Origin of the sequence: Paracidovorax sp. MALMAid1276, assembly GCF_049198005.1 — a bacterium.
Taxonomy (GTDB): domain Bacteria; phylum Pseudomonadota; class Gammaproteobacteria; order Burkholderiales; family Burkholderiaceae_C; genus Acidovorax.
Genome location: NZ_JBMIRS010000086.1, coordinates 1 through 5,383 on the forward strand (window position 1 = coordinate 1; position 5,383 = coordinate 5,383).

At 60.3% G+C, this 5,383-nt stretch carries 9 protein-coding genes; 3 read left to right on the forward strand and 6 right to left on the reverse strand.

All coding sequences use genetic code 11. From position 1 onward, the window contains the following. The 6 genes from ACOQFS_RS05525 to merT all read right to left on the reverse strand — a co-directional run. Window positions 1-520: heavy metal-binding domain-containing protein (locus ACOQFS_RS05525; protein WP_421561908.1), on the reverse strand; the 520-nt coding region annotated here is incomplete at its 3' end. A 119-nt stretch (window positions 521-639) separates the two neighbouring features. Next, a complete protein-coding gene (locus ACOQFS_RS05530; protein WP_015012930.1) occupies window positions 640-879 on the reverse strand; it encodes a DUF2933 domain-containing protein in 240 nt (79 codons plus the stop codon). Window positions 880-1,092: 213 nt separating this feature from the next. After that, window positions 1,093-1,365: a hypothetical protein gene (locus ACOQFS_RS05535; protein ID WP_015012929.1), complete on the reverse strand. Its 273-nt coding sequence runs from the start codon at window positions 1,363-1,365 to the stop codon at window positions 1,093-1,095. Window positions 1,366-1,686: 321 nt separating this feature from the next. Beyond that, complete coding sequence (merA, locus tag ACOQFS_RS05540; RefSeq protein WP_421561909.1) at window positions 1,687-3,369, reverse strand: mercury(II) reductase; 1,683 nt, start codon at window positions 3,367-3,369, stop codon at window positions 1,687-1,689. A 71-nt stretch (window positions 3,370-3,440) separates the two neighbouring features. After that, complete coding sequence (merP, locus tag ACOQFS_RS05545; RefSeq protein WP_008905582.1) at window positions 3,441-3,716, reverse strand: mercury resistance system periplasmic binding protein MerP; 276 nt, start codon at window positions 3,714-3,716, stop codon at window positions 3,441-3,443. Between the two features lie 15 nt (window positions 3,717-3,731). After that, complete coding sequence (gene merT, locus ACOQFS_RS05550; protein WP_421561910.1) at window positions 3,732-4,082, reverse strand: mercuric ion transporter MerT; 351 nt, start codon at window positions 4,080-4,082, stop codon at window positions 3,732-3,734. Window positions 4,083-4,152: 70 nt separating this feature from the next. Here merT and merR point away from each other — a divergent pair, with 70 nt between their 5' ends. The 3 genes from merR to ACOQFS_RS05565 form a co-directional block, all read left to right on the forward strand. Continuing rightward, complete coding sequence (merR, locus tag ACOQFS_RS05555; RefSeq protein ID WP_015012926.1) at window positions 4,153-4,581, forward strand: Hg(II)-responsive transcriptional regulator; 429 nt, start codon at window positions 4,153-4,155, stop codon at window positions 4,579-4,581. Window positions 4,582-4,778: 197 nt separating this feature from the next. Next, window positions 4,779-5,150 (forward strand): hypothetical protein, encoded by a 372-nt coding sequence (locus ACOQFS_RS05560; RefSeq protein ID WP_015012925.1) that lies wholly within the window; start codon window positions 4,779-4,781, stop codon window positions 5,148-5,150. A 95-nt stretch (window positions 5,151-5,245) separates the two neighbouring features. Beyond that, window positions 5,246-5,383 (forward strand): DUF4148 domain-containing protein (locus tag ACOQFS_RS05565; RefSeq protein ID WP_421561911.1); only part of this gene is annotated, 138 nt, incomplete at its 3' end.

Sequence of the window (5,383 nt, forward strand, 5' to 3'; positions counted from 1 at the left end):
GACTGCGGTTCGCGATGGATTGGGCACCACGCACAAAGAAGGGCCAGCCAGCCCACAGCACGATGGGAACCGTCAGCACGAGCTCAATCCAGCTCTGTGTGGCCATTTCGAACCACTGCAGCCTGTGCCCCACCATGGCCAGAACAGTGACCACCACGGTCAGTGGCAACGTCCACCAGAAGCGATGCCGGAAATCCACGAGTTCGGCGTTTTCTCCCTCATCCAGCGTGGGGAGCATGGGCTCCAGCGTCATGCCGCATTTGGGGCAGTTCCCGGGGTGGTCCTGCTGCACCTCAGGGTGCATGGGGCAGGTGTAGATGGTGCCGGGCTGAGTGGCTTCTGGCTCTCGCGCAACCTTGTCGGTACCGGGAGGCGTGACAGCGTACTTGTCCGGGTCCTCAACAAACTTCGTTTGGCACTTGGCGCTACAGAAGTAGTAGTGCCGCCCCTCATGCTCCGCCGAGTGATGCGATTGTTCCGTCACGTCCATACCGCAGACTGGATCTTTCAGTTTCGTCATGGGCGGCGGTGTATCCCCGTGGACCCCCTCATGATGCTGATGGCCATGGTGGGTGTGATCGTGCGGTTCCGCGTTGGACATGAATGGCCTCCCTGCAAATGTGTTGTGTGCCTGCAAGATTACTTTTTGCTCGAATCGCCTTCGTGAGAGCCGTGCCCCCCGTGCCCATGGAAGAGGTGCATCAACGGGCAAGCCAGCAAGAGCAGATACGGCCAGTATCCCGCGATGTGCGACCAATGCTCCCTGAGCAAGAAGAATGCCCCGATGAGCGCAAGCATGATCACCGCGCCGATCAATTTGCGGCTGCCTCCGCTGGCGTTGGCAGCTTCTGAATGCCCTGTGGTGTGGTCGTGGTTCATGGCGATCTCCAAGAAGTGGTCATCGAGATGGTGATGGACCTTGGGGGAACAATAAGGTTTGACATGGTGGTAATGTCAAGCATGGGCTTCGTCAACCCTTGACTTGCGTCACATGAATGGCGGTATGTCCAGGCGTTCAACTTTGATCGCAGCAATGCTCCCTTGCCGCCTTCCCTGGACGCTACGGGTGTTGCACCGCCTCGCCGGGGTGCGTCAACGTGTGCGGGTCGAGGGATTGCCGGAAGGAGCTGCAGATCGCGCAGCATCATCCTTGGCAGAGTCACCCGTGAGCATGCGGCCAGCGGCGTCCACCTTGACCATTCCCAGCCTCGGATGACTCCAGTAGCGTGCCGTTTCTTCCCCGACCTGCATCTTGACCGGCGATGCCTGGTCGCGTGCCTCGTTGCCAGCGGAAGCTGCGAAAGCAACTGCACAAGCCATCGACAGCGCCGCGACAACGGCGGGTGCAAAGATCTTTTTGAACATGGTCTTAACCCTCATCATGAGTCATTGAAACGTCAGCCAGGCTGACGGCCCCACGCGGACCGATGGGCTCGGTGCGCGTCGTGACGAGGGGAAGTTTGGAATACAGCAACACACCAGAAGACGATGGGTCGATGATATTTCTGTAATGCTGGCAGGCGCCGCTTTGGGCGCGCCGTGAAGAGTTTCGGATGCTGAGAAATTTCACTCAGAAAAGTGTCCCTGCACCAAGTTCGCTCGGCGTTGGCTGTTGCTTGGCAAGTCGGCGCCAATCAATAGCGATTTGAGCTACTGTGCGGGCACTCTCATCATCTCGCCCGCTTCTCATCCTGCACAGCAAGAAAGCTGCTTGACGTCCTTGCTGAAGGTCTGCGCCGCGAGCTTGAGTCCCTCGACCATCGTCAAATAGGGGAACAACTGGTCGGCCAGCTCCTGCACTGTCATGCGGTGCCGAATTGCCAGGGCCGCCGTCTGGATCAGTTCGCCAGCTTCCGGCGCGACCGCCTGCACGCCAATCAAGTGCCCGGTGGTATCGGTCACCAGCTTGATAAAACCACGCGTGTCGAAGTTGGCGAGCGCACGTGGCACGTTGTCCAGCGTCAACAGCCGGCTGTCGGTCTCAATGCCGCCATTGCGCGCTCCTGCTTCGGTGTAGCCCACGGTTGCTACTTGTGGATCGGTGAACACCACGGCGGGCATCGCGGTCAGGTCGAGTGCCGCTTCCCCACCGGTCATGTTGATGGCCGCGCGCGTGCCTGCGGTTGCGGCCACATAGACGAATTGAGGCTGGTCGGTGCAATCGCCTGCCGCGTAAATGTTCCGGCCACTGGTGCGCATGCCCTTGTCAACGACGATGCCCCCCTGCGCATTGACTGTGACCCCCGCCGCGTCCAGCGCGAGGCTGTGCGTGTTCGGTGTCCGCCCCGTTGCGACCAGCAGCCTGTCAGCGCGGATATCTCCGTGCCCCGTCGTCAGCACAAATTCACCGTCAACATGCGCGACCTGGCTGGCTTCCCTGTGCTCCAGCACCTCGATGCCTTCGGCACGAAAAGCAGCAGTCATGGCCTCTCCGATGGCCGGGTCCTCCCGGAAAAACAAGGTGCTGCGCGCCATAATCACTACTTTGCTGCCTAGCCGGGCAAAAGCCTGGGCCAGCTCCAGCGCCACCACCGACGAGCCAATCACAGCCAGCCGTTCGGGAACGGTGGCACTGGCGAGCGCCTCCGTCGAAGTCCAGTAGGGTGACTCTTTCAAACCCGGAATCGGCGGTAGGGCCGGGCTGGCTCCTGTCGCGACCAAACAGCGGTCGAACACCACGATCTGCTCGTCCCCCTCGCTCAAACGGACGACAAGGCTCCGATCGTCCTTGAAACGCGCTTCACCGTGCAACACCGTGATGCCTGGGTTGCCGTCCAGGATGCCTTCGTACTTGGCATGGCGGAGTTCTTCGACACGTGCCTGCTGCTGCGCTAGCAACCGCTCGCGCAGGATCGTCGGCGGTGTGGGTGACATGCCCCCATCGAACGGGCTTTCTCGGCGCAGATGCGCGATATGCGCGGCGCGGATCATGATTTTGGACGGCACACAGCCAATGTTCACACAAGTTCCGCCGATGGTGCCTCGCTCCACCAGCGTGACGTGCGCGCCTTGCTCGACGGCCTTCAGTGCTGCCGCCATAGCGGCTCCACCACTTCCGATCACGGCTATTTGCAGCGGACGCTCGTTGCCACGGCGCTTGTCAGCGCCCCCTGTCCACTGACGCACCTGATCGAGCGATCCAGCGTGGTTGTGTTTGGGGGGGACATCGGCGAGCATTGCTTTGTAGCCCAGTCTGGCCACAGCGGCAGTCAGAGCATCGGGCAATGTGCCCGGCAGGGTGACAAGTTGGGCAGTGCCTTCGGGGTGGGAGACAAATGCCGACTGTACGCCGGGCACGTCTTCCAAGGCTTTTTTGACGTGTGCCGCACACGAACCGCAGGTCATGCCGGTGATTGTCAGATGGGTCATGCGACAGATCCTTTTTGCTTGTGCGCGCCAGGTAACGGCATCACATGCGCTGCAGTGCAGTTGTCAATGCTTCACCGCTTGACACTGGATGGAAACCCCACCTCTGCGGTTGCCTTGGTCAGCTTCTGCACGCTGGTCTTTGCGTCATCGAAGGTGACAGCTGCGTCGCGCGTCTCAAAGGTCACCTCAACTTCGCTAACGCCTTCGATCTTGGAAAGCGCTTTTTTGACGATGATCGGGCAGGTGGAGCAGGTCATGCCGGGAATGGCCAGCATGACGGTCTGGGTGGCGGCCCACACGGGGACAACGGCCAGGGTGAGCGCCAGGGAGGCAAGTAGTTGTTTCATGAAGAACTCCTGTGATCAATAGAAAAATGGCATGACATAGGGGAACCCGAGCGCGACCACAATCAGTGCGGCCACGCTCCAGAAAATAAGCTTGTAGGCAGCTCGCACCTGGGGAATCGCGCAGATCTCCCCCGGTTTACAGGCTTGCACCGGGCGGTAAATGCGCCGCCAGGCGAAGAACAGCGCCACCAGCGCGACCCCGATGAAGATCGGGCGGTAGGGCTCCAGCGCGGTCAGGTTGCCAATCCATGCCCCGCTGAATCCCAGGGTGATCAGGACCAGCGGTCCGAGGCAGCAAGTCGAGGCAAGGATGGCCGCCAGCCCTCCGGCCAAGAGCGCTGTGCGCCCGTTGTTTGGCTCCGACATGCGCTTGACCTTTCAAAATTGGTTGAATCCCGTAACCTTACTTCCGTAGTCATGTACGGAGTCAAGCGGTATGAAAGCCAATTTGGAGAGTTTTACGATCGGCGCTTTTGCCGAGGCGGCCGGGGTCAATGTAGAGACCATCCGGTTCTATCAGCGCAAGGGATTGTTGCCCGAGCCGGCCAAGCCTCACGGCAGCATCCGCCGCTATGGAGATGCAGATGTGACGCGGGTGCGCTTCGTCAAAGCGGCTCAGCGCCTGGGCTTCAGCCTGGATGCAATAGCCGAGCTGCTGCGGCTAGACGATGGAACTCATTGTGAAGAAGCCAGCGCACTGGCTGAGTCCAAGCTCAAGGATGTGCGCGAGAAGATAGCCGATTTGGCACGCATGGAGTCGGTGCTGTCTGAACTGGTATGCGCATGCCATGCGAGAAAAGGGAATGTCTCCTGCCCGCTGATTGCGTCGCTGCAGGACGGCGGGAGACTCTCGTTGCCGCAATGAGGTGGCCGCAGTGTCGTATGACGCCCAGAACCGACGCGGGGGATGCACTCGGGTTTTAGTGGATTGCAGATTGCTGTCGAAAGCGTAATCAGGAGGTCACCTCCATGTGGGGCGGCAATTTTTAGACTTCTCTCCGTGGTGCAGAAAACGCCACCTGGATGAACCATATCGGGCATCCGGCGTCACAGGAGACCATCATGAAAGTTCGTACCGCAATCCTCGTCGCCAGCCTTGCTGCATCCGCCACCGCCTCTTTCGCAACTTCCGTTTACCACGCAAGCCCAAGCCAGGAGGAAGGCGTGAGCCTGGCCGCCGACCATTTGGGCAATGCGGTGAGCCGCCAAGCGGTCGAAAGCACCGTGCTGGCCGCTCAGAAGGACGGTTCGCTGTACTGGATCAGCCGTGACTACCCTGCCACTTATCCACTCGTTCCGGGCCCCAAACTGACCAAGACCCGCCAGCAAGTCCTCGATGAGTTGCAGTCAGCCAAGCGCAACCCCGTCGGTCGTGACGGTGTACGGGATATGGGCGGCGAAGCTGGCTGGGTCGATGCCCGCCAACTGCCCTGAACCCTCTCAACGATCACCGGCAACCGCGTGCCCTCCCAAACCGGCCTGCGGTTGCACCTGAACCATTGCCATCTACCCAAAAAGGAAACACCATCATGAAACTGAAGTCCACCCTCATCGTCCTTTCCCTCATCGCAGCCCCCGCTTTTGCGTCGGACCAAGCGGTCAGCAAGACGCGCGAACAAGTGCTGGCTGAATTGGCGCAGGCTCAGCAAAACGGCGAGATGCTTGCT

What these genes read in the sequence shown, in the direction of transcription:
- ACOQFS_RS05530 (WP_015012930.1), bottom strand. Translation starts at nt 879, where the DNA reads ATGAACCACGACCACACCACAGGGCATTCAGAAGCTGCCAACGCCAGC.
- ACOQFS_RS05535 (WP_015012929.1), bottom strand. Translation starts at nt 1,365, where the DNA reads ATGTTCAAAAAGATCTTTGCACCCGCCGTTGTCGCGGCGCTGTCGATG.
- merA (WP_421561909.1), bottom strand. Translation starts at nt 3,369, where the DNA reads ATGACCCATCTGACAATCACCGGCATGACCTGCGGTTCGTGTGCGGCA.
- merP (WP_008905582.1), bottom strand. Translation starts at nt 3,716, where the DNA reads ATGAAACAACTACTTGCCTCCCTGGCGCTCACCCTGGCCGTTGTCCCC.
- merT (WP_421561910.1), bottom strand. Translation starts at nt 4,082, where the DNA reads ATGTCGGAGCCAAACAACGGGCGCACAGCGCTCTTGGCCGGAGGGCTG.
- merR (WP_015012926.1), top strand. Translation starts at nt 4,153, where the DNA reads ATGAAAGCCAATTTGGAGAGTTTTACGATCGGCGCTTTTGCCGAGGCG.
- ACOQFS_RS05560 (WP_015012925.1), top strand. Translation starts at nt 4,779, where the DNA reads ATGAAAGTTCGTACCGCAATCCTCGTCGCCAGCCTTGCTGCATCCGCC.